Origin of the sequence: Actinoplanes auranticolor, assembly GCF_018332655.1 — a bacterium.
Classification (GTDB): Bacteria; Actinomycetota; Actinomycetes; order Mycobacteriales; family Micromonosporaceae; genus Actinoplanes; species Actinoplanes auranticolor.
Genome location: NZ_BOQL01000021.1, coordinates 314530 through 341439 on the forward strand (window position 1 = coordinate 314530; position 26910 = coordinate 341439).

A 26910-nucleotide genomic window follows, 5' to 3' on the forward strand; every position below is an offset into this window, starting at 1 on the left:
CCTATCGATGAACGTCTCTCTATCCTCGCCCCAGGTAAGCGCTTACCTGGGGCGAGCCGGCCGGCATGTTCGTCGGTGCCGTGGGGCGCTCCACCGGGCTTCACGAAACCACGGCACACGCGAGAGAAGGTGGGACGACGATGAGACGACGAGTCGCATTGCGGCTGCAGGCGGCCCTGGGTACGGCGGCCGTCGGGGCCGCCATCGCGGTGGCCCTGCCGATGGGCCAGGCGTCGGCGGCGACCGGCGGGGTCACCGGCTACGCGACCCAGAACGGCGGGACCACCGGCGGTGCGGGTGGCCAGACGGTGCGGGCCACCACGGGAACGGCGATCCACGCCGCCCTGTGCGGCCGGGCCGGCAGCAGCACCCCGATCGTCATCGAGGTGCAGGGCACGATCAACCACGGCAACACCACCAAGGTGTCCGGGGCCAGCTGCAACACCGCGGCCGACAAGATCGAGCTCAAGGGGATCAGCAACGTCACGATCGTCGGGGTCGGCGGCGGCGCCGTCTTCGACCAGTTGGGCATCCACATCCGGGACTCCAGCAACATCATCATCCAGAACGTGACGGTGCGGAACGTCAAGAAGTCGGGCTCGCCGACCTCCAACGGCGGTGACGCCATCGGCATGGAGAGCACCGTGCGCAACGTCTGGGTCGATCACGTGACCCTGGAGGCGTCCGGCGGGGAGTCGGAAGGCTTCGACGGCCTGTTCGACATGAAGGACAACACCCAGTACGTGACCCTGTCCTACAGCATCCTGCGCAACTCCGGCCGGGGCGGGCTCATCGGCTCGAGCGAGAGCGACCGCTCCAACAGCTTCATCACGTTCCACCACAACGCGTACCAGAACATCGACTCCCGCGCGCCGCTGCTGCGCGGCGGCGTGGCGCACATCTACAACAACTCGTACGTGAGCCTCATCGAGTCCGGCATCAACTCCCGGGCCGGCGCCCGCGCCAAGGTGGAGAACAACCACTTCCGGAACTCCAAGGACGTCCTCGGCACCTTCTACACCTCCGAGGCCGGCTTCTGGCAGGTCAGCGGCAACATCTTCGACAACGTGACGTGGTCCGCGCCGGGCGGCGAGAACAACCCCGCCGGACCCGACCCGCAGAGCAACACCACCGTGAGCATCCCGTACGCCTACACCCTGGACGGCGCGAGCTGCGTACCGGCGATCGTCAGCCAGACGGCCGGCGCCAACAAGGGTCTGCAGGTCTCCAACGGCAACTGCTCGCCGCAGCAGCCGACCCCGACCACGCCGGGACCGGCCACCCCCACGCCCACCCCGACCACTCCCGCTCCGACGACCCCGGCGCCGACCCAGCCCAGCGGCACGAACCTCAGCATCGGCGCCGGCTCGGACGGCTCCAGCAAAGCCAGTGGTACGGGCTACGGCAACGTCCGCGACGGCGACCTGAGCACCTTCTGGTCCCCGGCCGGCGCGACCGGCTCGATCTCGATCAAGTGGGGATCCGCGACCACGGTGTCCCGGGTCAACATCCGCGAGGCGTCGGGCTCGGCCGGCAGCATCGGCTCGTGGCAGCTCATCAACCATGCCACCGGCGCTGTCCTGGCCTCGGGCAACGGCGCGGGCGTCATCAGCTTCGCCGCGACCTCGCTGACGAAGATCACCTTCAACATCACCGGCTCGACCGGTGCGCCGAGGGTCGCCGAGTTCGAGACGTACGCCGGATAGCACCGCACCGCCGCACAACGACGGGGTCGCCGCAGCCGGCGGCCCCGTTGCGGCGCCTCCAAGGCATCGATGGTGTGCGATGATGGGAGCGCTCCCATACCTGCTCGAGGAGGAACGGTTTGAAGCCCATCGGCCTGCTGACCGCTGTGTCCGCGTTGACCCTCAGCCTGCTCGCCGGCAGCGGTGCCGCCGGCGCGGCGGTTGCCTCCGGCGCCCGTGACTGTGCGCGGCCCGGCGTGCTCTTCTGCGAGAACTTCGACCGGCTGCCCGTCGGCGGCGCCAGCAGCCTCGACTGGGGGATCGACACCCGCAACGGCACGCTGACCGTGGAACGCCGGGGCGCCGGCCGCGGCGGCAAGGTGCTGCACGTCCGTACGGTCGACAACGGGCGCGCCTTCCTGCGGGTGGACGATCTGGCCGTACCCCCGGGCGGTTTCTACGGCCGGATGCGGCTGCGCGTCGACGCGTTCCCCACGGCGCCCGACTGGGCGCACTTCACCCTGGTCGAGGCGACCGGCCCGGGCAGCGCGGAGATCGTGCGCCCGGTCGGCGGCCAGTACGTCCCCACCGTGGACCGGAACCTGTGGGGCATCGGCGCGGACGGCGGACCCACCGGCGACTGGACCGCCTGGACGGAATCGGCCCCGGCCGTCGCGGACACCTGGCAGTGCGTGGAATGGCGCCTCGACCCGGCGACGAACACGGTGACCACCTGGATCGGCGACGACATCACCCTGACCGCCGACGAGGACTCGCACGGCGGCAACCAGGTCCCGTTCGTCCTGCCCGCCGTCGACACGGTGAAGATCGGCTGGCAGCTCTACCAGGGCGGCACCACCCCGGCCGGCTTCGACCTGTGGATCGACGACATCGCCCTCTCCTCCCAGCGACTGGGCTGCTGACGATCCTCCGGTTCAGCGGTCGACAGTCGAATCGGTGATGGCCCGGTGCGCGGCCACGGTCTCGGGATGCTCGGAACCGAGGACGCGCACCAGGTCCGCCACCAGCGCCTGCGTCACCGCCACCGCCACCGCCTGCGCCGGCCAACGCCGCGAGAATCACTCGTACGGCTCAGGGATGCAGCCGGTCGAGCACGTACGCGGCGTCGCGGCCGACTCCGCGCAGGGTCGCGGAGGCGAAGCTGCGCTGCTTCTCCAGGCCCACATAACCCAGCCCCGGCACCACCGTGGACACCCCGCCCCGGTGCAGGGGCCTTCCGCCGGCGGTGAGCGCGGCGGCGGGCCGGAGATAGCCGAGGTCGGGGCGGTAGCCGGTGGCCAGGATGACCGTGTCGATGTGCTCGGCGGGGTGTCCGGGCCAGTGGGCGACATCCTGGTCGAGGCGGGTGAACAGGGGCCGCCGGTCGGGGCGGCCGGCACGGATCGCGGCGCGGTAGCGGCCGTCGTCGATGACCGGGATCAGGCGGCCGATCAGGCCGGGCGCCCAGCCCGCGGTGTCGAGGCCGGTGGTGGCCAGCCACCAGTGGAAGTCGCGGCCGAGGATCCGCTGGGACTGCCAGCGCAGCGGGGCGCGGGTGGCGATGGTGACGCGGGCGACGGTGGCGAGCTCGGCGGCGATCTGCACCGCCGAGTTGCCGGCACCGACCACGACGACGCGGTGACCGGTGAAGGGTTCCGGCCGGCGGTACTCGCTCGAGTGCAGGACCGTACCGGTGAAGGTGTCCAGGCCCGGCAGGGCGGGCCGGTACGGCCGGCCGAATTCGCCGGTGGCCGCGACGACGGCTCGGGCCGTCACGGCCGGGCCGCGGTCCGTGCCGACGGCGAAGTGGCCGCCGGCCGTGGTCACCGAGGTGACCCGGCGCCCGAACTCGACCGGTGTGTCCAGGCGGGCGGTGTAGGCGCCGAGGTAGGCGATCACCTCGTCGCGGGCCGGGTAGTGGTCGGGGTCGCCGGGGAACGGCAGGCCCGGCAGGGCGGAATGGCGGGCGGGGGAGAACAGCGTGAGGCTGTCGTAGTAGTGCTGCCAGGAGCCGCCCGGCTGGTCCGCCGCGTCGAGCACGACCGCTCGCAGGCCGCGCGCCGTGGCGACGTGCGCGGCGGCCAGCCCGGCCTGGCCGCCACCGATGATGGCTACGTCCGTGTCTGTCATGCTCCAAAAGTATCGTCATATCGTTGAATGACGAAATGAATGCGTGGGAGACTGGACGTGATGACCACGACACAGGCGCTGGACGAGGCGACCCAGGGCTTCCTGAAGGCCCTGGCCAGCGAGACCCGCCAGCAGATGCTGCTGCTGTTCGCCGGCGATGCCGAGCTCACGGTGGGGGAGATCGCCACCCGCTCCGGGCTGAGCCAGTCGACGACTTCCGAGCAACTGGCGCTGCTGCGCCGCGGCGGTCTGGTGACCTCGCGCCGCGACGGCAAGCTGGTCCGCTACCGGGTCGATCCCGAGGCCATGGGGGTACGGCTGCAGCAGCTCCAGGCGTACCTGACGGTGTGCTGCCCGCCCGCCTCCCTCGCACCGACCGGGGAAACCGGCCCGCCCCGTTGACGCCCCGCGCGGCTGCGTGGTCAGATCGGCGGACCGGAGTATTCCTCGCGTTCCGCCGACCCCTTCGGAGGCCGACGTGTCCCCGCGCCGTATCTGGGCCCTCGCATCCGGACTCCTGCTCGTCGCGGCGCTCGCCGCGATCCCCGCACCCGCTTCGGCCGCGTTGCCGACGGCGGCGGTCGCGCTGGGCGACAGCTTCATCAGCGGGGAGGGCGCCGGCGCGTACGAGCCGGTGGTGGACGTCAACGGCGCCAGTCGCGGGTTCCCGGGATGGTCCGCGCCCAACACCGACGCCTACTTCTGCCACCGTTCCGCCCGGGCGTCGCTGCACCGGGCCGACCTCGCCGGCATCCAGGCCCGGATCAACCTGGCCTGCTCGGGCGCTCAGCCACAGGACCTCGCCCAGCCGTCACAGGACCGGCCGCGCGGACGCGCCGTGGCGGCGCAGCTCGACCAGTTGCGGGCGGTCGCGGGCGCGTACGACATCGATCTGGTCCTGATCGGGCTCGGCTCCAACAACAGCCGGTTCACCTTCGGCGACGCCGCCTCCGAGTGCGCCAACCGGTTCATCGCCGACGCGTGGACGGGCTGGTGGGAGTTGTGGGCGTACATCAACGGCCCGGTCGAGCAGGAGCCGTGCACGGCCGACGATCTGGCCACGGCAGCGCAGGTCACCGCCGCGGTGGCGGAGACCAAGGCGGCGGTACGGGAGCTGCTGACGACCCTGGACGCGGTCGACGCCGACGGCCGGCACCGGGTCGTCTTCCAGGACTACACCAACCCGCTGCCCACGGACGTCGTCCCGGCCCTGTACACCGAGGACGACCGCGCCGACGACCGGGACAAGTTCCGCGCGCTGGGGGCGGAACGGTACCGGGCCGGCTGTCCTGTGCACCGCGCCAGCCTGCCCGCCGGGCACGCCTTCTCCGCGGCGCTGGGCAGCCTGGTGTCGGCCGTGCACGCCGACATGTCCGCCGAGTTCCCCGCGGCCGACCTGGTTCACCTGAACGTGCAGCGGGCGTTCGACGGCGCGCGGCTGTGCGAGTCCGGCGCCGACCCGGCCGCCGCCCTGGCCACCCCGATCCGGCTGCAGGACGGCCCGACCGGGGTCTTCCTGACCGACCTCGCGGGGTACGACAAGATCGCCGTGCAACGCATCGCCAGCTCCTGCGTCACCTACTTCCAGACCTGTCAGGAGTCCTGGCATCCCAACGCGAACGGCCACGCCGTCCTGGGCCACTGCCTGACCGGTGCGGCCGCGGCCACCGCCCGCACGGTGACCTGCACGCGCTCCCCGGACGGGCAGATCACCGTTCGGTGAGGCGGGCGTGCTCGCCCAGCACCGGCATGTCGTGCACCCGCGTGCCGGCCTGCCACGGCCACCGGTGGTACCGGTCCGGCCACACGATCTGCAGCGCCCGCACCGTCCGGCCGGCGTAGAACTGCGCGGCGACCGGTAGGTGCCGCTCCGGCTCGGTCACCGCGACGAACGTGACCGGGTGCCCCTCCAGCACGTCGTCGGCCTCGCGGCCCGCGTCGACCGTCCGGCGCCCGGCGATGAGATCGGCGGCCAGGGCGCGCAGAGCCGGGCGCGTGAGGTCCGGCGGCAGCCCGAACAGGATCAGCTCGGGATGGCCGTGGCCGGTCAGGCCGACCGTGTACCAGCACGTCTCCAGGGCCGTCGGCTGCGGCTCGAACTGCAGGTAGACCCCGGCCTGCTCGATGGCCGCGGCGATCGCGCGCAGCGAGGCGTCGGGTGGTCCGGCCGTCATCGCCAACCGCCTTCCATGTGCGTCGCCTGCGGCGTACCCGGACGACGAAGAGATTACCGACCCGTTCGGGTGCGGGAGCGTCCCGTGCGTTTATGCCGTAAACGTGCGGGCAGTTCAGCGGCACCGCGGTGCCGGAGGTCGCGGGCAGACGACGCTCATGGAGGCACTGTGGCTACCCACTTGGACACGATGAGCGACGACCAGCTCCGGGAACGGGCCCGCGGGGCCGGCGTGCTCGGCGCCGCGGACCTGTCCCGCGATGAGCTGATCGCCACCCTGGACGACGGGGCGATGACCCGCTCGGAGGAGCGGCTGGTCGTCGGGGCCGACGTCGTGGAGATCGGGCGGGCCCGGCTGCGCAAGCACGTGGTCACCGAGGACGTGCAGATCACCGTCACGATCCGCCGCGAGGAGCTGCGCCTGGAGCGCGAGCCCGTCCCGGCCCACGCGCAGTCCCTGGTGGCGGACCCGGACGTGTTCGGCACCGACGAGGACTTCCTGACGCCCGACGGCGGCACCATCTTCGAGGTCACCCTGCACGAGGAGCGCCCGGTCGTCACCACCGAGATCGTGCCGGTCGAGCGGGTCCGCCTGCGCAAGGTGGTCCACACCGACCAGCAGACCGTCTCGGGCGAGGTGCGCAAGGAACGGATCGAGGTCCAGGTGCCGGGTCAGCCGCCGGCGACCGTGGACTGAGCCGGGAAGCGGATCACCCGGTCGTCGGTGGCCGCCGGGGAGCCCCGGCCGTCGCGGTTGCTGGTGGTGATCCACAGCGAGCCGTCGGGTGCCCGTTCGGCGGTCCGCAGGCGGCCGTACTGGCCCTGCAGCAACGCGGTCGGGGTGCCGGCGCCGCCGTTGCCGTCCAGCGGGACCGACCAGAGCCGCTGACCGCGCAGCGCGGCGACGTAGAGGGTGCCGTCGTCGATCGTGGCGCCGCTGGGTGAGGCCTCGGCGGTGGTCCAGACGACGATCGGGTTCCGGAAGCGGGTGTCCGAGCTGCGGCCCTCGACGGTGGGCCAGCCGTAGTTGGCGCCGGACACGATCTGGTTGACCTCGTCCCAGGTGTTCTGGCCGAACTCCGAGGCGTACAGGCGGCCCTGGGCGTCCCAGGCGAGGCCCTGCACGTTGCGGTGACCCAGGCTGTAGACGAGCGAGCCGGGGAACGGGTTGCCCTCGGCGGGCACACCGCCGTCGGGTCGCATCCGCAGGATCTTGCCGTTGAGGCTCTGTTGGTTCTGCGCGCTGGCGGTGGTGCCGGCGTCGCCGACGCCCGCGTACAGCATGCCGTCGGGCCCGAACGCGATCCGGCCGCCGTCGTGGATGTTGGCCTTGGCCAGCCCGCTGAGGATCACTTCCTGGTCCTGCGGCGCGTCCAGCCGCAGGCGCGCGATGCGGTTGTCCGAGGCCGAGGTGAAGTAGACGTAGACGAAGCCGTCCTCGGCGTACGTCGGCGACACGGCCAGGCCGAGCAGACCGGCCTCACCGGCCGCGGCGACCCCGCTGACCGTGGCGACGACCGCCGGTGCGCTGCCCGGGCGCAGTTGCAGGATGCGGGCGCTGTTGCGCTCCGCGACCAGGGCGCTGCCGTCCGGCAGGAAGCCCAGGCCCCAGGGCACCGTGAGACCTGTCGCGACGACCTCGGGGTCGGCGAGGTCGGGGGCGAGCAGGACGTCCGGGCGAGCCTGCGAGTGTGCTTCGGCGGCCTGCGTGACGGCGATCGTGCCGACACCGAGTATCAGGGTGCTGACCAGGGCGAGCTTGCGGCGCATGACTTCAACCTCCAGCGATGGCAATTGAAGCATGTCAATCTACTCCTTCGCGCCCGGCTCAGTCCGGGGCGCTGGCCACGATCACCTCGGTGCCGGCCCGGCGGATGGCCTCGATGCCCGCCGGATCCGCGCTCGTGTCGGTGACCAGGGTCGCCACGTCGGTGATGGCGCAGATGCCGGCCAGGCAGACCTTGCCCACCTTGGAGCCGTCCGCCACCACGATGACCCGGTCGGCCCGCCTGATCATCACCGCGTTGGTGTTCGCCTCGATCTCGTCGTGGGTCGTCAGGCCGCCGCGGGCGCTGATGCCGTCCACCCCGACCACCGCCACCGCCATGTTCAGGCCGGCCAGGGCCTGGTCGGCGATCGGCCCGACCAGCTCGTAGGACTGGGTGCGGGACACGCCGCCGGTCATGATCAGCTTGAGCCGGGGACGCAGAGCCAGCTCGGCCGCGATGTTCAGCGCGTTCGTGACCACGGTCAGGTCGACGCGCTCGGCCAGCAGCCGGGCCAGCAGGTGGGTGGTCGTGCCGCCGGTCAGGCCCAGGGTCAGCGGGCCCTTCGGCAGCAGCGCCGCCACCTTCTGGGCCACCAGAGCCTTCTCCTCGCGGTGCTGGCCCACCCGGTAGCGCACCGGCAGCTCGTACGCGACGTCGACCGCGACGGCGCCGCCGTGGGTGCGCGACAGCAGCCGCTGGTCCTCCAGGACCTGCAGGTCGCGGCGGATCGTCGCGGGGGAGACGCGGAACTCGTCGGCCAGGTGCCCGGCGTCGACGGAGCCGTGGCTGGCCACCCGCTCGAGGATGGCCGACACCCGGTCGGCGCGGCGCAGCGAACTCTGTGGCATGGGCCCTCATCAGGTATGGATTGATCAAACGCGCAGTCACTGTAGTTCGTTTCCAAGCGAAACACCAGATTTCCTTGCGCGCTTGGGGCGTAACCGCCAACAATCCCGCCATGACAGTGATCGCTTTCCTCGGCGCGGGCAGCGTCGTGTTCACCCGTGAGCTGCTCGCGGACATCCTCTCCTTCGACGAGCTGCGCGGGGTGACCCTCGCCCTGCACGACATCGACGCCGAGCGCCTGGAGACCGCCGAGGCGATCGCCCGGCGTACGGCCGAGCAGCTCGGCGCCCGGCCCGTCATCACCACGAGCCTGGACCGCCGGGCCGTGCTGGACGGTGCCGACTTCGTCATCAACGCCGTCCAGGTCGGCATGCACGCCGCCACCGTGCGCGACTTCGAGATCCCGGCGAAGTACGGGCTGCGCCAGACCATCGGCGACACCCTCGGCGTCGGCGGCATCTTCCGCGCGCTGCGCACCTTCCCGGTGCTCGAGGGCATCGCCCGGGACATGCGTGAGCTGTGCCCGGATGCCTGGCTGCTCAACTACACCAACCCGATGGCGATGAACGTCGGCTACCTCGCGGCCGTCGCCCCGGAGCTCAAGACCGTCGGCCTGTGCCACTCGGTCTACTGGACCGTGCGCGACCTGAGCGAGCTGCTCGGCGTCCCGTACCAGGAAGTCGACTACACCGGAGCCGGAGTGAACCACCAGGCGTGGCTGCTGCGCTTCGAGCATCGCGGCCAGAGCCTGTATCCGCAGCTCGACGAGCTGCTCGCCCGGGAGCCCGGGTTGCGCCGCCGGGTCCGGATGGACATGTACTCCCGGCTGGGCTACTTCCCGACCGAGACCAGCGAGCACTCCGCGGAGTACCTGCCCTGGTACCTGCACGACGACGCGGAGATCGAGCGGCTGCGCATCCCGGTCGGCGACTACCTGCGGATCAGCGCCGACAACGTGGCCGAGTACCACACCGTGCGCAAGTCGGTGCTGGCCGGCGAGCCCCTGGACGTCAGCCGCGACGCCACCGAGTACGCCCCCCAGGTCATCCACAGCATGGTCACCGGGACCCTGCGCCGCATCCACGGCAACGTCGCCAACCGCGGGCTGATCAGCAACCTGCCCGAGGACTACGCCGTCGAGGTGCCGTGCGTGGTCGATGCTCTGGGCGTACGCCCGGAACGGGTCGGTGCGCTGCCCCCGCAGTGCGCCGCGCTGAACCGCGGGTTCGTGAACGTGGGTCAGCTGACGGTGCAGGCGGCGGTCACCGGCGACAAGCGCATGGTGCGGCAGGCGGCGATGGTCGACCCGAACACCGCGGCCACCCTGGCGGTGGAACAGATCTGGGCATTGTGTGACGAGCTGACCGCCGCCCACGGTGACCTGATCCCCGGATCGTTGCGGTAGCCGCTCCAAGACGCGCAGCGTGGAATGCTCGTTTGGACGCAAAAGCTTGTGAAGCGAAAACAAACGAGCATAATCCTCGACCATGAACGACACGTCGGAGGAAATCGCCAGCCAGCCCGCCGTCTGGGAACAGGGCCTCGGCCTGACCGCCCAGGCTCGCCGCGAGCTCGCCGTGCCGGGGCAGCGGATGCTGATCCTGGGCTGCGGCACCTCGTGGTTCGTCGCCCAGAGCATCGCCGAGTTGCGGGAGAGCGCGGGTCTCGGCGAGACCGACGCGGTGTGCGCCTCCGAGTACGTGCCCCGGCGCCGCTACGACCGCGTCGTGGCGATCACCCGCTCGGGCACCTCCACCGAGGTGCTCGACGCGCTGCGCCAGGTGCCGCAGGGCACTCACCGGGTGGCGGTCACCGCCGTCGCCGGTGAGCCGGTCGACACGCTGGCCGAGACCCGGCTGCTGCTCGACTTCGCCGACGAGCGCAGCGTGGTGCAGACCCGCTTCCCGACCACGGTGCTGGCCCTGGCCCGCGCCGCGTTCGGGGCGGACCTGAGCCACCTGGTCGCGGACGGTACCGCCGCCCTCGAGGCGCCGCTGCCGGCCGACCCGGCCGCCATCGACCACCTGGTCTTCCTCGGCACCGGCTGGACCGTCGGGCTCGCTCACGAGGCGGCGCTGAAGGTCCGCGAGGCGGCCCAGGCCTACTCGGAGTCGTACCCGGCGATGGACTTCCGGCACGGGCCGGTCGCCGTGGCCGGGGCCCGCAGCCTCGTCTTCTCGTTCGGCGACGTGCCGCTCGCGCTCGACGAGGCCGGCCGTGCGGCCGGAGCCACCACCTACCGCGACGACCGCGACCCGCTCGCCCAGCTCGTCCTCGCCCAGCGTTTCGCCCTGGCCCTGGCCGCGCACCGCGGCCTGGACCCCGACCGCCCCCGGCTGCTCACCAGATCCGTGGTCCTCACCGACGCGGTTTGACGAAAGTAGGTACAGCGATGACCTCCATTCGGCGCGGCCGGCGGACCCGGCTGCTGGCCGCCGCAAGCGCGGCCCTGCTCCTGACCGCGGCCTGCACGGGCGGCGAGAGCGACGACGGCAAGGACGCTGCGGCTGGGTACGACCCCGCAGCCACCGTGACCCTCACCTGGTGGACCGGGCAGACCTCGGAGGCCCAGAAGGTCGCCGAGGGCCTGGCCGCCGACTACCACGCGGCCCACCCCAACGTCACGATCAAGACCTCGCCGGGTGCGCCCACCACGGACGACCTGCTGACCAAGCTCTCCGCCGGTTTCGCGGGCGGCAGCTACCCCGACATCTCGTACGCGTTCGGCAACTGGGCCGGCGACCTGGCCGCCAGCGGCAAGACCCAGGACCTGACCGGCTTCGTCGCCGACCCGTCCTTCGCCTGGACCGAGATGCCGGCGGCGGCCCGGACGGTGGCCACCTCGAACGGCAAGGTGATCGGCGTCCCGGCGCTGGTCGACAACCTGGCCCTGATCTACAACAAGAAGCTTTTCGACGCCGCCGGGCTGGCCTACCCGACCGACGACTGGACCTGGGAGCAGTTCCGCGAGGCGGCCAGGAAGCTGACCGACCCGGCGACCGGCACCTACGGCACCGCGTACTCGGTCTCCGGCAGCGAGGACACCACCTGGCACCTGTGGCCGCTGCTCTGGCAGAACGGCGGCAAGATCCTGGAGGGCACCAAGCCGGCCTTCAACTCCGAGGCCGGCGTCAAGGCCCTGGAGACGCTGCGCGTGATGGCCGTCGACGACAAGTCGATGTACCTGGACCAGACCGACGAGAAGTACGGCCCGCTGTTCAACAGCGGGCACGTCGGGATGATCCTGTCCGGACCGTGGGCGCTGCTGGACATCAAGGACGCCAAGCTGGACTACGGCGTGACCGCGCTGCCCGGCGTCAACGGTGATCACCAGACCGTCTCCGGTCCCGACCTGTGGGTGCTCTTCGACCATGAGGACGCCAACCGTGCCGGCGCGTCGCGCGACTTCATCAAATGGCTGACCAGCGCGCAGATCGACGCCAAGTGGAACCTCGCGGTCGGTAACCTCCCGCTGCGGTCGTCCGAGGAGAGCACGCCCGAGTTCGCGGCCTACGTCAAGGAGTACCCGGGTGGGCAGAAGTTCTTCGACAACCTGGCCAACGCGAAGCAGGCCCGGCCGACGGTCGCCGGCTACGAAGTGATGTCACGCAACGTCGGCGACGGTATCGCCAAGGTGCTGCAGGGTGCGGCCTCGCCGAAGGAGGCCCTCGACGAGGCGGCCCGCAAGTCGGCCGACGCCCTGGAGAACTGATGGCGCTCACGTTCGCCGCGACGCCGCGTACGCGCAGCCCCGAGACACCCCGGCCGCGCTCGTCGCGCGGCCGGGCGGCCCGCCGCTCGCTCACCGGGTGGGGGTTCGCCGGGCCGGCGACCCTGCTGGTGGTCGGCCTGTCGATCTTCCCCGCGGTCTGGGCGTTCTTCATCTCGCGGACCAAGTGGAACGGGATCGCGCCGGCCACCGACGTCGGCTGGCGCAACTACCAGCGGATCGCGACCGACCCGGACGCGATCGCGGCGGCCCAGCACACGCTGGTGCTCACGGTGCTGTTCGTGCCGGCCTCGATCCTGCTCGGCATCCTGATCGCGGTGGCGCTGAACCAGAAGATCCGGCTCATCGGCTTCTACCGCACCTGCATCTTCGTGCCGTACGTGGCGTCGGCGGCGGCGACCGGCATCCTGGCCAGCTTCGTGTTCAACCCGCAGTTCGGCGCGGCCAACGAGGCGCTGCGCCGGCTGGGACTGCCGGCCCAGCAGTTCCTGGAGAGCCCGGGCCAGGCGCTGATCGTCATCTGCCTGATCGCGCTCTGGGGCGAGGTCGGCTTCTGCGCGGTCATCTACCTCGCCGCCCTGCAGGACATCCCCAAGGAACTGGTCGAGGCGGCCACGGTGGACGGCGCGGGCAAGTGGCGCGTCTTCCGCCACATCACGCTGCCGGAGCTGCGCCCGGTCACCGTCTTCACCGCGATCTGGCAGACCATCACGGCGATGCAGTTGTTCGACCTCATCTACACCACCACCCGCGGCGGCCCGATGAACAGCACCCAGACCGTCGTCTACTACATCTACGAGCTGGCCTTCCAGACCCAGAGACTGGGGTACGGCGCCGCCGTGGCCTACCTGCTCTTCGCCGTGACGATGCTGCTGACCGTCGTCGTCATCTGGTACAACCGCCGTTCCGGATCGGGGGCCTTCTGATGTCGAACCCGGTTTCCCTCCGGCGGCGCCGCCTGCCGTTCAACCCCTGGCACCTGCTGCTCATGCCGCTGGCCTTGATCTTCGTCCTGCCGCTGGTCCAGATGGTGCTGACCTCGTTCATGACCACGCAGGAGATCAACCAGTTCCCGCCCAAGTTCATCCCGGCCAGCCTGCACCTCGACGGGTACCGGGCGCTGCTGAGCGAGTCGCACATCGTGCGCTGGTTCGCCAACACCGTGCTGGTCTCGGCGATCGCGGTCGTCTCGCACCTGATCCTGTGCTCGCTGGCGGGCTACGGCTTCGCCCGCCTCAAGTTCGCCGGGCGGGGTCTGGCCTTCCTCGCCGTCGTCGCCACGGTGATGATCCCGATGCAGCTGCTGATGATCCCGACGTACCTGATGTTCGCCCGGGCCGGCATCGTCGACACCCTGGCCGCCGCGTTCGTGCCGTGGCTGGCGTCGGCGTTCGGCATCTTCCTGATGCGGCAGTTCTTCCTGTCGCTGCCGGTCGAGCTGGAGGAGGCGGCCCGCCTCGACGGCTGCAGCACGCTGCGCACGTTCATCAGCGTGGTGCTGCCGCTGGCCCGTCCGGCGCTGGCCACGCTGGCCGTCTTCACCCTGCTGTCGAGCTGGAACGACCTGCTCTGGCCGCTGGTGGCGATCAGTGACGACAACAGGTTCACGCTGCAGGTCGGGCTGGCCAGCTTCCAGGGCACCCGGCGTACGGAATGGTCGCAGTTGATGGCCGGCAACGTGATCGCCACGATGCCGCTGATCATCGCCTTCCTGGTGGCCCAGAAGCGGTTCATCGCCACCATGACGTTCAGCGGACTCAAGGGGTAGTCCTCAGCGCCGGGTGGTGAGCTCCGGGGCCGGGAACGTCCGCCGGAACGTGAACGCCTCCGGTGACGGGCCGGCGGCGACCAGGTCGAGGCGCTCGCACGCCTCCTCGACGGTGGGGAGGTGGCCGGTCGGGACCCACCACAGGACCAGCGAGGCCGGCAGGTCGTGCGGCAGGAACCAGTCACGGCGGCGGCGCAGGTAGTCGAGGTGGGCGCTCTGGTACGAGAACGCGCGCAGCGACTCGACGGAGTCCCACACCGACATCGTGACGATGATGTCCTCCGCCAGGGGCCGCACGGTGGTGGCGTCGCCGTCCGGGCCCTCGGCCAGGCGCCAGACGAAGCCGGGGGCCGCGTCGGCCAGGGCGTTGATGATGTCCAGCCCGGCCACGAACTCCGCGATGGACGGGTCGGTGAGCGGGGCGCGGAGGCGGGCGACGTTGAACTGGGCCAGGTGGAATGCGCTCGTCATGCCCAGCAGCACAGCAGACCCCGCTCTCTAATGTCAATCAGATTTGTTTTTAGACACCACGACGCAGCAGCGGCCGGGCGCGGCATCCATCCGGGCGTGCCAGCCCGCCGCCGCGCCGGCCCCCTCCAGCAGTCCGTTGACCATGGCCAGGTTCATGCCGCAGATCAGCGGCGGGAACTGCTCGGCCAGCCGGTGGAACGGGCAGTTGGTCAGCTGGATCCCGGCCGGCGTCTCCACCGGCAGGTAGCCGTGCGCGGCCAGCAACTCGCGGACGTCCGTCCCGGGTGGCGTACGGCGGCCGTGCTCGCGGGCCACGTCGAAGAGCGCGGTGTCGGCCCCGCTGCGCTCCACGGACTCGGCCAGCAGCTCGGCCGCCGTCCGGTAGTCGCGCGGCGGCACGCTCACCGCGTGCTCGGCGGCCGACGCGCGGTAGAGCTTGGCCGGGCGGCCCGCGCCGGGCCCGGCGCGGCCGCTGCGCCGGGCGTAGGAGACCTCCAGCAGCCCGGCGCCGACCAGCTTGTCCAGGTGGAACGCGGCCAGGGTGCGGCCGACGCCGAGTGCCTCGGCCACCTCGTCGCGGCCGACCGGGCCGGTCCCGGCGGCCAGGACCGCCCGGTAGGCCGCGCGGCGCACGCCGTCGGTCAGCGCGCCCAGCGCCGCCAGGCCGGAATCGAGTTCATCGGGGGCCGTCATCCCGCCATCGTATTGCCAACCACCGTTGATTTAAGACGCCGGCGCCGGCCGCGGCCGGGTCAGTCCAGCTCGTCCCGGGTGGCCTGGGCGGCGGTGCCGCCGGCGGCCCGGGTGCTCAGCGAACCGGCCGCGGCCGCCCACCGGATCGCCTCGATCACCGGCAGCCCGGCGAGCCGCCCGGCCAGGAAACCGGCGTTGAAGCTGTCGCCCGCCCCGGTCGTGTCCACCACCTCGACCGCCCGGCCCGGCGCGCCGGCCTCGCCGCCCGGCCACCACGCCCGGGCCCCCGCCGCGCCGTTCTTCATCACCACGGTCGTGCCCGCCGCGACCAGGCCGGCCGCGGCCACCTCGACGTCCGGCTCGCCGGTGACCGCGCGCAGCTCGTTGGCGTTGGGCAGGAACACGTCGGTGTGCGCCAGGATGTCGGCGAACGACTCCCACTTCTCGGCGGGGTCCCAGTTGGTGTCCAGCGACGTGCCCACGCCGCGGGCCCGGGCCCGCTCGAACACCCCGGCCAGCCCGGCCGCCAGCTGGGGCTGCAGGTAGAGCGACGCCACGTGCAGGTGCCGGGTGGCGGCCAGGTGCTCGTCGGTGACGTCCTCCGGCAGCAGGGTGGGGATCGTGCCGGGCAGGGTGAGGATCGCCCGGTCGTCCCCGGGCGGGGTGAGGATCACGCTCAGCCCGGTCGGCCGGCCGGTCGCCGTCCGCGGCTGGATCAGCGTCACGCCCCGCTCGGTGAGCCGCTCGCGGGTGATGTCGCCGAACACGTCGTCGCCGATCGCGGTGAGCAGCGCCGTCGTCAGGCCCAGTCGGGCGCAGCCGGCGGCGGTGATCGCCGCGGAGCCGCCGAGGACCAGGTCCGCTCCGGTCAGCAACTGCTCGGCCTGGCCGAAGCGGGGACGCACGTCGCCGCGCAGCACCAGGTCCGGGTTGGCGTCGCCCACCACGAGCACGTCCATGAAGTCCTCCGCTGTCCTCAACACTGTCCAAATGAACAATCTGAATTGCGCGTTTACCCTTTTCCGCCCGGCGGGAGCGGCTCGACAGCACCATACGCGCACAAACGACTATTGACACCTGTGCGTTCGATCAGTTGAATCGCTGACAACGATCGAGCCCAGCCGGTAGCCAGCCCGGCATCTCCTGCGCCAGGGTGGCGGGCACCGCACCCGAGGCGGGGCAGATCCCTGAGCATCCCGGGAGTCTCCGTCGTGGTCACCCGTACCGTTCGCTGCTGGATCGCCGCCGGCGTGGCTGCCCTCGCCGCCGCCGCCGGGTTCACCCTGCACGCCGACGCGGGCACCACCGCCCGGGTCGCCGCGGCGTACACGCTGCCGCCGGTCAACGCCGCGTTCGACTACCAGATCGGCCAGGTCTACACCCCGCCCGCCGCGGTGCGTGTGGTCAGCCGCGACCGCGAGGCCGCGCCGGCGGCCGGCCTCTACAACATCTGCTACGTCAACGCCTTCCAGGTGCAGCCGCAGGAGGCCACCTGGTGGCAGCAGCACCACGACGACCTGCTGCTGCGCGACGCCCAGGGCCGGTACGTCATCGACGGCGCCTGGGACGAGATGGTGCTCGACATCCGCACCCCGGCCAAGCGCACGGCCCTGGCGGCCATCGTCAACGGCTGGATCGACGGGTGCGCGGCGAAGGGTTTCCAGGCGGTGGAGCCGGACAACATCGACACGTACGACCGGTTCGGGGGCCTGCTCACCCGGGACCAGGCGGTGGCGTACCTGCGGTTGCTCGCCCCGCACGCGCACAGCGCCGGGCTCGCCATCGCTCAGAAGAACACCACCACCCTCGACGGTCAGGGCAAGGCGGCCGGGCTCGACTTCGCGATCGCCGAGGAGTGCGGCCGGTACGACGAGTGCGACGCCTACACCGAGGTCTACGGGGCCAACCTGATCGTCATCGAGTACACGGCCGCCGCGTTCAAGAAGGCGTGCACGGCGGTCGGCGCGAGCGTCTCGGTGGTCCGCCGCGACCTCGACGTCACCGCACCCGGCAGCGGCACCTACGTCTACCAGGCCTGCTGAACCGATGATCGTCACGGTGACCCTGAACCCGGCGCTCGACCTCACGTACGAGATCGACGCCCTGGTGCCGCACGGCACCCACCGCGTCACGACCGTCGCCGAGCGGCCCGGCGGCAAGGGGCTGAACGTGGCCACGGTGCTGCACGCGCTCGGCGAGCCGGTGCTGGCGACCGGACTGCTGGGCGGCCCGACCGGTGAGCGGGTGGCCGGGCTGCTGACCGGCGAAGGGGTGCCGGCCGCGTTCGTGACCATCGCGGGCGAGACCCGGCGCACGGTCGCGGTCGCCGACCACGACGACGCGACCGGCTTCTGGGAGCCGGGTCCCCGGGTCACGCCGGGGGAGTGGGCCGCCTTCACCGGCCACTTCGGCGCTCTGCTGGGCCGGGCGTCGGTGGTCGCGCTCAGCGGTTCCCTCCCGCCGGGCGTTCCGATCGACGGGTACGCCACCCTGATCCGTCTCGCCGCGGCCGCCGGAGTGCCCACGGTGCTCGACACCAGCGGCGAGGCGCTGCGACACGGCCTGGCCGCCGGTCCCGACCTCGCCAAACCCAACGCCGCCGAGCTCGCCGCCCTGCTGGAAGCCCCGCGCCCCGTTCTGGCCGCCGGCCGTCCGGCACCGAGCGGGCCGGAACTCGCCGACGCGACGGTGGCTCTGGACCACGGGGCCCGGGCCGTCGTCGTCTCCCGCGGACCACTCGGCCTGCTCGTCCTGACCGAGCAGGGCGCCTGGAGCGGCGTACCCCCGGAGCGGCTCGCCGGGAATCCCACCGGTGCGGGCGACGCCTGCGTCGCCGCCCTCAGCCGGGGCCTGCGGGACCGCACGCCCTGGCCGCAGCTGCTGGCCGACGCGATCGCCCTGTCCGCCGCGGCCGTCGCCGCGCCGCACGCCGGCCGGATCGACCAGGACACCTACCGCCGCCTGCGGCCCGCCGTGCGGGTCAGCGCGGCCTGAGAGAGGATCCACCTTGTACACACCGACCGGCGAGATCGTCGCCCGGGCCCGGTCCGCCGGCGGCGGCGTGGGCGCGTTCAACGTCATCACCGTCGAGCACGCCGAGGCCATCGTCACCGGCGCCGAACAGGCCGGCCTGCCGGTGATCCTGCAGATCAGCGAGAACGCCGTGCGCTTCCACCACGGCCGGCTGGCCCCGATCGCGGCGGCCGCCCGGGCCATCGCCGAGGCCGCCACGGTGCCCGTGGGCCTGCACCTGGACCACGTGGAGAGCGACGACCTGTTCGACCAGGCGGCGGCCAACGGGTTCGGTTCCGTCATGTACGACGCGTCGAGGCTCGGCTACGCCGCCAACCTCAGCGCCACCGCGGCCGTCGTGCGGCGTGGCCACGCGCAGGGGCTGTGGGTGGAGAGCGAGCTGGGCGAGGTCGGCGGCAAGGACGGTGCGCACGCGCCCGGGGTACGGACCGACCCGGCCGAGGCGGCTGCCTATGTCGCGGCCACCGGGGTCGACGCGCTCGCCGTCGCGGTCGGCTCGTCGCACGCGATGGCCAGCCGGACGGCCCGGCTGGACCACGACCTGATCGCCCGGCTGCGGGCGGCGGTGCCGGTGCCGCTGGTGCTGCACGGCTCCTCGGGCGTACCGGACGACGAGCTGGTGGCCGCGGTCCGCGGCGGCATGGTGAAGATCAACATCGGGACGGCTCTGAACAGCGCCTTCACCGGCGCGGTCCGGGAGTCCCTGGACGGCAACGCCACCCTCGTCGATCCGCGCCGGTACCTGGCCTCGGCGCGCACGGCGATGGCCACGACGGTCGCCGGCGCCCTGCGCCTGCTCACCGCGACGACCACCGCGGCGCGCTAGATGGTCACCCTCGCTCTGGTCGGGGCCGGGCTGCGCGGTCAGACCTACGCCCGGCACGCCGTGGCCACCGGTCACGGCCGGATCGTCGCGGTCGCCGAGCCCGATCCGCGCCGCCGGGCCGCCGTGGCGGCCGAGTTCGAGATCCCCGCCGACCGGGTGTACGCGGACTGGACGGAGCTGGCCGCCGCGGGCCGGCTCGCCGAGGCCGCGATCGTCGCGACCCAGGACCGCCTGCACCGCGCCCCGGCCGTGGCGCTGGCCGACCTCGGCTACCACCTGCTGCTGGAGAAGCCGATGGCGCCGGCCGAGACCGGGGCGGCCGAGATCGCCGCGGCGGCGGTCCGCAACGGCGTCATCCTGGCGGTGTGCCACGTGCTGCGGTACACGCCGTACACGAGGCTGGTGAAGGGCCTGCTGGACGAGGGCCGGATCGGCCGGCTGGTCAGCGTGGAGCACCTCGAGCCGGTCGGCTGGTGGCACTACGCGCACTCGTTCGTGCGCGGCAACTGGCGCCGGGAGGACGAGTCCGGGCCGATGCTGCTGACCAAGTCCTGTCACGACATCGACTGGCTGGTGCACCTCTTCGGCGGGCTGCCCGAGCGGATCAGCTCGTTCGGCAGCCGCACCCACTTCCGGATCGAGGACCGCCCGGAGGGGGCCGCCGACCGGTGCCTGGACTGCCCGGTCGAGCCGGTGTGCCCGTACTCGGCGAAGCGGCTCTACCTGGGCGCGCTCGCGGACCCGGAGCAGCACTTCTGGCCGCTCGGCGCGGTCACCCCGGAACCGACCGAGCCGGCGGTGCGGCAGGCGCTGCGCACCGGCCCGTACGGCCGCTGCGTCTACACCGCCGACAACGACGTGGTCGACCACCAGGTGGTGACGATGGAGTTCCCGGGCGGCGCGACGTGCTCGTTCACGATGAGCGCCTTCACCCCGATGGAACACCGCCACACCCGCCTGATGGGCACCCACGGCTACCTCGACGGCGACGGCCGTACGCTGCGCCACGTCGACTTCCGCACCGGCGCGGAGACGGTCCTGGACTCGGCCGGGGCGGGTGGCCCGTCCGCGTCGGACGGTCACGGCGGCGGCGACGAGGGGCTGGTGGACGCGTTCCTGGCGGCGGTCACGGCGGGCGACCCGGCCCTGGTGTCGTCGGACGCGGGGGAGAGCCTGGCGAGCCACCGGGTGGTGTGGGCGGCGGAACGGGCCCGCCGCACCGGTACGGTCGTCCGCCTCTGACGACTCAGCGGGTCTCGCGGTGGCGCCGGCGTTCGATGTCGGCCTGGATCTCGGGGTCCCAGCGGCCGGCGTCCCAGTCCTCCGGCCGCGGCTCCGGGGAAGGCACGCCGCTCAACGACGGTGTCAGGACCGTCTCGGCCCGGGGCACGCCGGCGCCGGCCGGTGGGCCCGGAGCGGTGAGCCAGGACTGGATCCTCGCCCGGGCGAGGAACGCACCGACGACGAGCAGAGCCGCGGCGGCGACTCGGATCAGGTGGACCGCCTCGTTGTCCGAAGGCAGCACGACGGACAGCAGGATGAGGATCGTCGCGCTGGACATCGCCCAGTTCCGGACCACGGCCACCGTGCCGCCGTGTGCTTCGACGATGTTCCTGGTGAGGTTGGCCCAGACGACCCACGACACCACCAGGGCCACCGCCAGGGCCGCGGAGAGCACGACGGGGATCTGTTTCCCGGACGACTCGAGCACACCGGCCACGATCGCGGCCTTCGTCAATGAGTGGGTGCCGAGTGCCGCGCTGAGCAGCAGCAGCGACCACCACGCGATCCGCCAGCGCAGCGGAAGCTGAATGCGCGGCACCGGGCCGCCCGCGCAGCCGTGAGCCTGGCCGGCATGAGTGAGCCGGGCGCCGCACGTCGAGCAGTTCATCTCATTCATCCCCGTGCCGCCGTTGTTGTCGGCGCACGCTAGCAACGCGACGCCGCAGCCCGCAGCCCGGTTACCGCGATATCGGGCATCGGGCCTGCTCAGGCCGGATGATTCGATTCTCCGGGCATATGCGCAAGATTGCATGTAGTGATCAGCGCGCTACTACGCGTTCGTGAGACCCTTGGCGGGTGGCTGGGTTTCGGCTACGTTGAGGAGTATCAGCGCCGCTCACATCGCTTGTGATCGGTTTGCACCGTTGCCGCCATTCCGGAATGTATTTCTTCGCCGCCGGAGAATTGCGCTGGGGACCCGCTATGACGCCTTATCTGGTGCCACGAACGGAACCGCTGCTACGGTCGGCGCTCGACCAGGACGCATTGTTGCATCAACTGGTCGACGCCCTCGGCTCACCTTTGAACGTCGTTCTGCCCGGACAGCTGGCGGAGAATCTCGCCGGTTTCCGGGCGGTTCTCGACGCGCACCGCCTGCCCGGTGAGGTCTACTTCGCCCACAAGGCCAACCGGTCCAGTGCCCTGGTGCGCGAGCTGGCCGCCGCCGGTGCGGGCCTCGACGTCGCGTCGCTGGGCGAGCTGCAGCACGCGCTGGGCGCCGGCTTCGGACCCGCGCGGATCATGGCCACCGGGCCCAAGAGCCCGCCCTTTCTCGCGCTGGCCGCGCGGGCCGGCGTCATCGTCAACGCCGACACCCTGGCCGAGCTGAGCGAGCTGGCCCTGCTGGTCGCGGCGCACGGCCTGCCCCGCGTACGCGTCATGGTCCGGTTGTCGTCCTTCGACTCGCCGGGCGTCAACGTGATGAGCCGCCGGAGCCGCTTCGGCACGCCGGTCTCCCAGGTCGGGGCGGCTCTCGATCTGCTGGAGAAGCACGCCGACACGCTCGAGCTGATCGGCATGGCCTACCACCTCGACACGATGGGCCTGCCCGAGAAGGCCGCCGCGCTGGAAGGCTGCCTCAAAGCCATGGACGAGTGTCACCAGCGGGGACTCCGGCCGCGGGCGCTCGACATCGGTGGCGGCTTCGGCGTCAACTACCTGGCCGACGGTGCGCAGTGGGAGAGCTACACGACCGCGCTGACCGAGGCGGTGCTCGGCAAGCGGCCGCCGATGACGTGGCACGGTCACGGCTACGGGCTGCGCAACGAGGGCGGGAAGGTGCGCGGCACGCTGAGCGTCTATCCCTCGTACCGTCCGGTGGCCGGCGCTGCCTACCTGGACCGGCTGCTGTCGACAGTGTCACCGTCGCTGCGCCGCCCGCTCGCCACGCTGCTGCTGGACAACATGTACGACCTGCACGTCGAGCCCGGCCGCGCCCTGCTCGACCAGTGCGGAGCGGTGCTGGGCACCGTGCTGGAGGTGCGCGACGACGGCGACGAGACGCTCGTCCGGCTGGACCTCAACGCCCGCGACGTCAGCATCGAGGAGCACGGGGTGCTGATGGACCCGATCCTGATCAGTCGTCCCGGCGTCGCCGGCGGTGAGCCGGCCGGTGTCTACCTGCTCGGCAATCTGTGCCTGGAGTCCGACCTGATCACCCGCCGCAAGGTCTTCCTGCCGGCCCGGCCGCGCCCGGGCGACCTGCTGGCCTTCGTGAACACCGCCGGTTACCTGATGGACTTCCGGGCCGATCACGCCCTGATGCAGCCGGTCGCCCACACGGTCGCGCTGACCCGGGAGCACGGCGCCTGGCGGTGGTGCCTGGACGAGCGGTACTGGCCCGCCGCCGACCGCGGGGAGGCGGCATGAGGTACGACCACGTCACCGACATGATCGGTGACACCCCGCTGCTGCGCCTCGATCCGGCCGTGCACGGCCTGGTCAACATCGACCTGTACGCCAAGCTCGAGCTGTTCAACCCGTTCGGCTCGGTCAAGGACCGGGCGGCCTGGAGCATGGCCGCGCCCTATCTCAGGCAGGCCACCGAGCGCGGGGACACGGTCGTCGAGCTGTCCAGCGGTAACACCGCCAAGGCGCTCGCGGTGATCGCCGGCATGCACGGGCTGCCGTTCAAGAGCGTCACCAACCGGATGAAGGTCCCCGAGATCAAGGACCTGCTGTTGCTGCTGGGCGCGGAGATCGACGAGCTGCCGGGCCAGGCCGAGTGTCTCGACCCGACGAACACCGAGGACCCGCTGACCCGGATGCACCAGCTGCTCGCCGGGAGCGACAGCGGCTACCTGCACACCGACCAGTACTTCAACCGGCGCAACATCGGGGCGCACGTGCACGGCACGGGTCCGGAGATCGTCGCGGACCTGGACGGGCGGGCCCCGGACTACTTCATCGCCTGCGTCGGCACGGCCGGCTCGTCGGCGGGGGTCGCCACGGTGCTGCGGCACCACGACCCCGATGTCACCGTCGTCGGCCTGGTCGCCGAGAAGTCCGACTTCATCCCCGGCATCCGCAACATCGACGAGGTGCACGAGGTCGGGCTGTTCGACCCCGGTCACTACGACAGCATCGAGACGATCAGCGCGGACGAGGCGATCGACGGGCTCCTGACCCTGGTACGGCGCTGCGGCATCCTGGCCGGCCCGACCGGCGGCGGCGCGTACCAGGGTGCGGTGCGGTTTCTCAGCGCCGTCGACGCCCAGCTGACCGAGCGCCGCACCGCGGTCTTCATCGTCTGCGACCGCGTCGAGAGCTACATGAGCTACGTGCGCGAACGCCGCCCGGCGCTGTTCCACCAGCCGGCCCGGCGGCACTCGACCCGGACGATCACCGCGGAGGAACTGGCCCGGGCCAAGGCGATCGACGTGCCGGACGCGCAGCGGTGGATCGCGCAGGAGGGTTGCGTCGTCGTCGACCTGCGGGGCCCGTTCGCGTACCAGGCCCTGCACATCGACCGCTCGATCAACATCGTGGACGAGCTCTTCGCCGAGCTGGTGCACGGCGGGCTGCCGTTCGGGCGCCGGCAACCGGTGCTGCTGGTCTGCCCGGTGGGGGAGAAGTCCGCCCGCTACGCGGCCCTGCTGACCAGGATGGGCCATCCGGACGTGCGGTCCCTGGCCGGCGGGATCATCGCCTGGCGCGACGCCGGCGCCACCCTGGTCCGGGACTGACATGGACGACGCCGACAAGCTGCGCGCCCAGTTCCCGATCTTCGCCGCGCATCCGGAGGTGGCCTATCTGGACAGCGCCGCGACCGCGCAGAAGCCGCAAGCCGTCCTGGACGCCGTGGTCGACTATCTGACCACCAGCAACGCCAACGCCGGCCGGGGCACGTACACCTGGGCCAACCGCACGACCGCGCGGATCGACGCGGCGCGCGAACGGCTGCGGGCCTTCCTCGACGATCCCGAGCCGGGGCGCTCCGGCGTCCACTTCGTCAGCGGCACCACCGAGGGCCTGCGGTCGGTCGCGCTGGACTGGCTGGCCCCGCAGCTGCGGGACGGCGACGAGATCATCGTGCCGTTCGCCGACCACCGCGCCAACACGCTGCCGTGGCTGGAGGTGGCCGAGCTGCTGGGCCGGCAGGGCATCAGGATCACGGTCAGGCCGATGCCGTACGACGCCGCGCACGACTACGACCACCGGCAGCTGGCCGCCCTGATCACCGAGCGGACCAGGTTCATCGCCGTCACGCACGTGCACCACGTCTACGGCGGCGACATGAACGTCCACCGGATCCGGGCCGCCGCGGGACCCGGCATCCCCATCTGTCTCGACGCCGCGCAGAGCATCGGGCACCTGCCGGTCTCGGTGACCGACCTGGACGTCGACTTCGTGGTCTTCTCCGGGCACAAGGCGATGGCCCTGCCCGGCACCGGCGCCGTCTGGGCCCGCAACCAGCGGGGTCCCGCCTACACTCCCGGCGGCTGGAGCGGCACGCCCAACACCAGTGGCATCGTCAGCCTGGCGGCGGCCCTGGACTGGCTCGACGAGGTGGGCCTGGAGCGCATCGAGGAGTGGACGGTCGCGCTCGCCGCCCGGCTGACGGACGCGCTGTGCCGGCTGCCCAGTTACGAGGTGCTCGGGTGCCAGCGCAGCCTGGCCGCGGATTCGCCGGTGCAGAAACGCCGCGGCATCGTCACGTTCCGGCACCACGACATCGGCTCCAACGACCTGGGCTTCATCCTGGCCAGCGACGCGATGATGGTCCGGGCGGACGACCACTGCCAGGGCGAGGACGGGGAGAAGACCACCTCGGTACGGGTCAGCCTGCACGTCTACAACACCGTGGACGAGGTGGAACGGCTGATCGCGGCGCTGACCGCCCTCGAGAACCGCCGATGACGGACCGTAGCCACTAAACGAAAACGGGTTCCGTTATCGTATGGTCGTCGACCGGTTCACGGCCGGCCGACCACGTCACTGCGTCCCGAGGTAGCTGAGATGGCATCGCACGCCCCGCTCTCGACATTGCCGCCCCTCGTCGACCGGGCCGGGGCCGCCCGGTGGCGTAGCGACTGGGACGCGGTGATGGCCCGCTTCGTGCCCGGGCTGGCGGGTTTCGAGGCCGCGCTGTTCGCCGCGGCCGAGGCGGTGCGCCGGGGTGCGCCCGGCAGCGTCCTGGACCTGGGCGGCGGCCCCGGCGTGCTGGCCGAGCGTATGGCGCGGCGGTGGCCACAGGCCCGGGTCGCCCTGCTGGATCTCGACCCTGTGCTGCTGGCGCTGGCCGAGGCGGCGGTGTCCGGCTCGGTGACCCTGCTCGAGGGCGACCTGGCCGGGCCGTCGTGGCTCATCGCCGCCCGCCGGCACGCCCCGTACGACGTCGTCTCGGTCGTCATGACCATGCACTACCTGCACGAGGAGCGGGCCCGGGCGCTCTACCGCGACGCCCGCGCGGTCCTCGCGCCCGGCGGCCTGCTGGTGGTGGCCGACCTCATGCCCGACGACGGCATCTCCTCGGTCATGACCGCCATGCCGTCCATCGTCGACGAGGCCGCCGCCGAACTGGCCTGGGCCGGCTGGTGGGGTGAGGTCACCGGCACGCCCGCTCTGGCGCCGCTGGTCCAGGAACGCCGGGCTCTGTTCGCCGCCCGGGCCACCGCCGAGTTCACCCCCGACGCGGCATGGCACCTCGCGGCCGCCCGCGCCGCCGGCTTCACCGAGGCCGGCATCCTGTGGCGCTGCGGCCGGCACGCCGCGGTGGCGGCGGTGGCCTGACCGGCCGACGGGCGCGCACGGTAGCTCTTGTTGACAATGGTTTTCATTGTAGAATGATCGCCATGTCCGCCATCTGCGATGTCACCGGCGCGAAGCCCAGCTTCGGCAACGCCGTGTCCCACTCCCACCGCCGCACCCGGCGCCGCTGGAATCCCAACGTGCAGCGCCGGCGCTACTGGGTGCCCAGTGAGGGCCGCACCGTCCGGCTCACCGTCAGCACCACCGGCATCAAGATCATCGACCGGGACGGCATCGACGCCGTCGTGGCCCGCCTGCGCCGGCGCGGGGTCCGGCTCTGATGGCCCGGTCCACCGACGTCCGCCCGGTCATCAAGCTGCGCAGCACCGGCGGCACCGGCTTCACCTACGTGACCCGGAAGAACCGCCGCAACGATCCGGACCGCCTGGTGCTGCGCAAGTACGACCCGGTGCTGCGCCGGCACGTCGACTTCCGGGAGGACCGCTGATGGCCCGGCTCGGCCTCATCGAGCGCGAACGGCGCCGCACGAGTCTCACCACCCGCTACCGCGACCGCCGCGACGATCTCAAGGCGCTCATCGCGGCCCCGGGCACGGATCCCGCTGTCCGGGCCGATGCGGTCCGCCGGCTGGCGCGGCTGCCGCGCGACTCCAGCCCGGCGCGTGGCCGGGTCCGCGACAGCGTCGACGGCCGCCCGCGCGGGGTGCTGCGCAAGTTCGGGCTCTCCCGCGTCCGGTTCCGGGAGTTGGCGCTGCGCGGTGAGCTACCGGGAGTCCGCAAAGCCTCGTGGTGAC

At 72.0% G+C, this 26910-nt stretch carries 29 protein-coding genes; 21 read left to right on the plus strand and 8 right to left on the minus strand.

Annotated features, from left to right (window positions below):
- The first annotated feature begins 140 nt into the window (after nt 1-140).
- Entirely contained in the window at nt 141-1706 is a 1566-nt protein-coding gene (locus tag Aau02nite_RS13060) for a pectate lyase family protein (RefSeq protein WP_212988636.1), read from the plus strand.
- Nucleotides 1707-1825: 119 nt separating this feature from the next.
- The gene (locus Aau02nite_RS13065; protein ID WP_246595098.1) at nt 1826-2608 is read left to right on the plus strand and encodes a hypothetical protein; all 783 of its coding nucleotides are present in this window, start codon (nt 1826-1828) and stop codon (nt 2606-2608) included.
- 169 nt (nt 2609-2777) lie between these two features.
- On the opposite strand, the gene Aau02nite_RS13070 is transcribed toward Aau02nite_RS13065, so the two are convergent.
- Entirely contained in the window at nt 2778-3815 is a 1038-nt protein-coding gene (locus tag Aau02nite_RS13070; RefSeq protein WP_212988637.1) for an FAD-dependent oxidoreductase, read from the minus strand.
- A 60-nt stretch (nt 3816-3875) separates the two neighbouring features.
- Between Aau02nite_RS13070 and Aau02nite_RS13075 the strand changes: the two genes are divergently transcribed.
- A complete protein-coding gene (locus tag Aau02nite_RS13075; protein ID WP_212988638.1) occupies nt 3876-4217 on the plus strand; it encodes an ArsR/SmtB family transcription factor in 342 nt (113 codons plus the stop codon).
- 76 nt (nt 4218-4293) lie between these two features.
- The gene (locus Aau02nite_RS13080) at nt 4294-5538 is read left to right on the plus strand and encodes an SGNH/GDSL hydrolase family protein (protein ID WP_212988639.1); all 1245 of its coding nucleotides are present in this window, start codon (nt 4294-4296) and stop codon (nt 5536-5538) included.
- Here Aau02nite_RS13080 and Aau02nite_RS13085 read toward each other — a convergent pair.
- The gene (locus Aau02nite_RS13085) at nt 5525-5989 is read right to left on the minus strand and encodes a DUF4262 domain-containing protein (RefSeq protein ID WP_212988640.1); all 465 of its coding nucleotides are present in this window, start codon (nt 5987-5989) and stop codon (nt 5525-5527) included. The genes Aau02nite_RS13080 and Aau02nite_RS13085 overlap by 14 nt on opposite strands.
- A 168-nt stretch (nt 5990-6157) precedes the next feature.
- Here Aau02nite_RS13085 and Aau02nite_RS13090 point away from each other — a divergent pair, with 168 nt between their 5' ends.
- Complete coding sequence (locus Aau02nite_RS13090; protein ID WP_212988746.1) at nt 6158-6685, plus strand: YsnF/AvaK domain-containing protein; 528 nt, start codon at nt 6158-6160, stop codon at nt 6683-6685.
- On the opposite strand, the gene Aau02nite_RS13095 is transcribed toward Aau02nite_RS13090, so the two are convergent.
- A complete protein-coding gene (locus Aau02nite_RS13095) occupies nt 6661-7791 on the minus strand; it encodes a PQQ-dependent sugar dehydrogenase (RefSeq protein ID WP_212988641.1) in 1131 nt (376 codons plus the stop codon). The genes Aau02nite_RS13090 and Aau02nite_RS13095 overlap by 25 nt on opposite strands.
- Nucleotides 7792-7816: 25 nt before the next feature.
- Nucleotides 7817-8605: a DeoR/GlpR family DNA-binding transcription regulator gene (locus Aau02nite_RS13100; protein ID WP_212988642.1), complete on the minus strand. Its 789-nt coding sequence runs from the start codon at nt 8603-8605 to the stop codon at nt 7817-7819.
- A gap of 110 nt (nt 8606-8715) precedes the next feature.
- On the opposite strand from Aau02nite_RS13100, the gene Aau02nite_RS13105 reads away from it, so the two are divergent.
- The 5 genes from Aau02nite_RS13105 to Aau02nite_RS13125 all read left to right on the plus strand — a co-directional run bounded on the left by Aau02nite_RS13105 (nt 8716) and on the right by Aau02nite_RS13125 (nt 14101).
- Complete coding sequence (locus Aau02nite_RS13105) at nt 8716-10008, plus strand: alpha-glucosidase/alpha-galactosidase (RefSeq protein WP_212988643.1); 1293 nt, start codon at nt 8716-8718, stop codon at nt 10006-10008.
- Between the two features lie 82 nt (nt 10009-10090).
- Nucleotides 10091-10978 carry an SIS domain-containing protein gene (locus Aau02nite_RS13110; protein ID WP_212988644.1) on the plus strand — a complete coding sequence of 296 codons (888 nt, stop codon included), beginning with the start codon at nt 10091-10093 and terminating at the stop codon, nt 10976-10978.
- Nucleotides 10979-10995: 17 nt separating this feature from the next.
- The gene (locus tag Aau02nite_RS13115) at nt 10996-12315 is read left to right on the plus strand and encodes an ABC transporter substrate-binding protein (protein ID WP_212988645.1); all 1320 of its coding nucleotides are present in this window, start codon (nt 10996-10998) and stop codon (nt 12313-12315) included.
- The gene (locus Aau02nite_RS13120) at nt 12315-13259 is read left to right on the plus strand and encodes a carbohydrate ABC transporter permease (RefSeq protein ID WP_212988646.1); all 945 of its coding nucleotides are present in this window, start codon (nt 12315-12317) and stop codon (nt 13257-13259) included. The genes Aau02nite_RS13115 and Aau02nite_RS13120 overlap by 1 nt, the downstream gene beginning before the upstream one ends.
- Entirely contained in the window at nt 13259-14101 is an 843-nt protein-coding gene (locus Aau02nite_RS13125; protein WP_212988647.1) for a carbohydrate ABC transporter permease, read from the plus strand. Before Aau02nite_RS13120 ends, Aau02nite_RS13125 begins: the two co-directional genes overlap by 1 nt.
- A 3-nt stretch (nt 14102-14104) precedes the next feature.
- Here the strand turns inward: Aau02nite_RS13125 and Aau02nite_RS13130 are convergent, their stop codons facing one another.
- The 3 genes from Aau02nite_RS13130 to Aau02nite_RS13140 are packed head-to-tail and all read right to left on the minus strand — an operon-like array spanning nt 14105 to nt 16224.
- Entirely contained in the window at nt 14105-14572 is a 468-nt protein-coding gene (locus Aau02nite_RS13130; protein ID WP_212988648.1) for a DUF3291 domain-containing protein, read from the minus strand.
- Between the two features lie 33 nt (nt 14573-14605).
- Nucleotides 14606-15265: a helix-turn-helix transcriptional regulator gene (locus tag Aau02nite_RS13135; protein WP_212988649.1), complete on the minus strand. Its 660-nt coding sequence runs from the start codon at nt 15263-15265 to the stop codon at nt 14606-14608.
- Between the two features lie 59 nt (nt 15266-15324).
- Nucleotides 15325-16224 carry a carbohydrate kinase family protein gene (locus Aau02nite_RS13140; protein ID WP_212988650.1) on the minus strand — a complete coding sequence of 300 codons (900 nt, stop codon included), beginning with the start codon at nt 16222-16224 and terminating at the stop codon, nt 15325-15327.
- Between the two features lie 252 nt (nt 16225-16476).
- On the opposite strand from Aau02nite_RS13140, the gene Aau02nite_RS13145 reads away from it, so the two are divergent.
- The 4 genes from Aau02nite_RS13145 to Aau02nite_RS13160 are packed head-to-tail and all read left to right on the plus strand — an operon-like array spanning nt 16477 to nt 20366.
- On the plus strand, nt 16477-17307 hold the full coding sequence (locus Aau02nite_RS13145) for an endo alpha-1,4 polygalactosaminidase (protein WP_212988651.1): 831 nt from the start codon (nt 16477-16479) through the stop codon (nt 17305-17307).
- Nucleotides 17308-17311: 4 nt separating this feature from the next.
- Nucleotides 17312-18259: a 1-phosphofructokinase family hexose kinase gene (locus Aau02nite_RS13150; protein WP_212988652.1), complete on the plus strand. Its 948-nt coding sequence runs from the start codon at nt 17312-17314 to the stop codon at nt 18257-18259.
- A gap of 13 nt (nt 18260-18272) precedes the next feature.
- Nucleotides 18273-19124, plus strand: coding sequence for a class II fructose-bisphosphate aldolase (locus tag Aau02nite_RS13155; protein WP_212988653.1), 852 nt, complete (start codon nt 18273-18275; stop codon nt 19122-19124).
- Nucleotides 19125-20366, plus strand: a complete 1242-nt coding sequence (locus Aau02nite_RS13160; RefSeq protein ID WP_212988654.1) for a Gfo/Idh/MocA family protein — start codon at nt 19125-19127, stop codon at nt 20364-20366. It begins immediately after the preceding gene.
- A gap of 4 nt (nt 20367-20370) precedes the next feature.
- Here Aau02nite_RS13160 and Aau02nite_RS13165 read toward each other — a convergent pair whose 3' ends face one another.
- Nucleotides 20371-21015 carry a hypothetical protein gene (locus Aau02nite_RS13165; protein ID WP_212988655.1) on the minus strand — a complete coding sequence of 215 codons (645 nt, stop codon included), beginning with the start codon at nt 21013-21015 and terminating at the stop codon, nt 20371-20373.
- A 314-nt stretch (nt 21016-21329) separates the two neighbouring features.
- Between Aau02nite_RS13165 and Aau02nite_RS13170 the strand changes: the two genes are divergently transcribed.
- From Aau02nite_RS13170 to rpsN, 7 genes are all read left to right on the plus strand, one after another.
- Nucleotides 21330-22775 (plus strand): type III PLP-dependent enzyme domain-containing protein, encoded by a 1446-nt coding sequence (locus Aau02nite_RS13170; RefSeq protein ID WP_212988656.1) that lies wholly within the window; start codon nt 21330-21332, stop codon nt 22773-22775.
- On the plus strand, nt 22772-24091 hold the full coding sequence (locus tag Aau02nite_RS13175; RefSeq protein WP_212988657.1) for a pyridoxal-phosphate dependent enzyme: 1320 nt from the start codon (nt 22772-22774) through the stop codon (nt 24089-24091). The genes Aau02nite_RS13170 and Aau02nite_RS13175 overlap by 4 nt, the downstream gene beginning before the upstream one ends.
- A 1-nt stretch (nt 24092) precedes the next feature.
- Nucleotides 24093-25265, plus strand: a complete 1173-nt coding sequence (locus tag Aau02nite_RS13180) for an aminotransferase class V-fold PLP-dependent enzyme (RefSeq protein ID WP_212988658.1) — start codon at nt 24093-24095, stop codon at nt 25263-25265.
- A gap of 99 nt (nt 25266-25364) precedes the next feature.
- Nucleotides 25365-26138 (plus strand): class I SAM-dependent methyltransferase, encoded by a 774-nt coding sequence (locus Aau02nite_RS13185; RefSeq protein WP_212988659.1) that lies wholly within the window; start codon nt 25365-25367, stop codon nt 26136-26138.
- Between the two features lie 62 nt (nt 26139-26200).
- Nucleotides 26201-26437: a 50S ribosomal protein L28 gene (rpmB, locus tag Aau02nite_RS13190; protein WP_212988660.1), complete on the plus strand. Its 237-nt coding sequence runs from the start codon at nt 26201-26203 to the stop codon at nt 26435-26437.
- The gene (gene rpmG, locus Aau02nite_RS13195; RefSeq protein WP_212988661.1) at nt 26437-26604 is read left to right on the plus strand and encodes a 50S ribosomal protein L33; all 168 of its coding nucleotides are present in this window, start codon (nt 26437-26439) and stop codon (nt 26602-26604) included. Before rpmB ends, rpmG begins: the two co-directional genes overlap by 1 nt.
- Nucleotides 26604-26909, plus strand: a complete 306-nt coding sequence (rpsN, locus tag Aau02nite_RS13200; RefSeq protein WP_212988662.1) for a 30S ribosomal protein S14 — start codon at nt 26604-26606, stop codon at nt 26907-26909. Before rpmG ends, rpsN begins: the two co-directional genes overlap by 1 nt.
- Nucleotide 26910 lies beyond the last annotated feature (1 nt).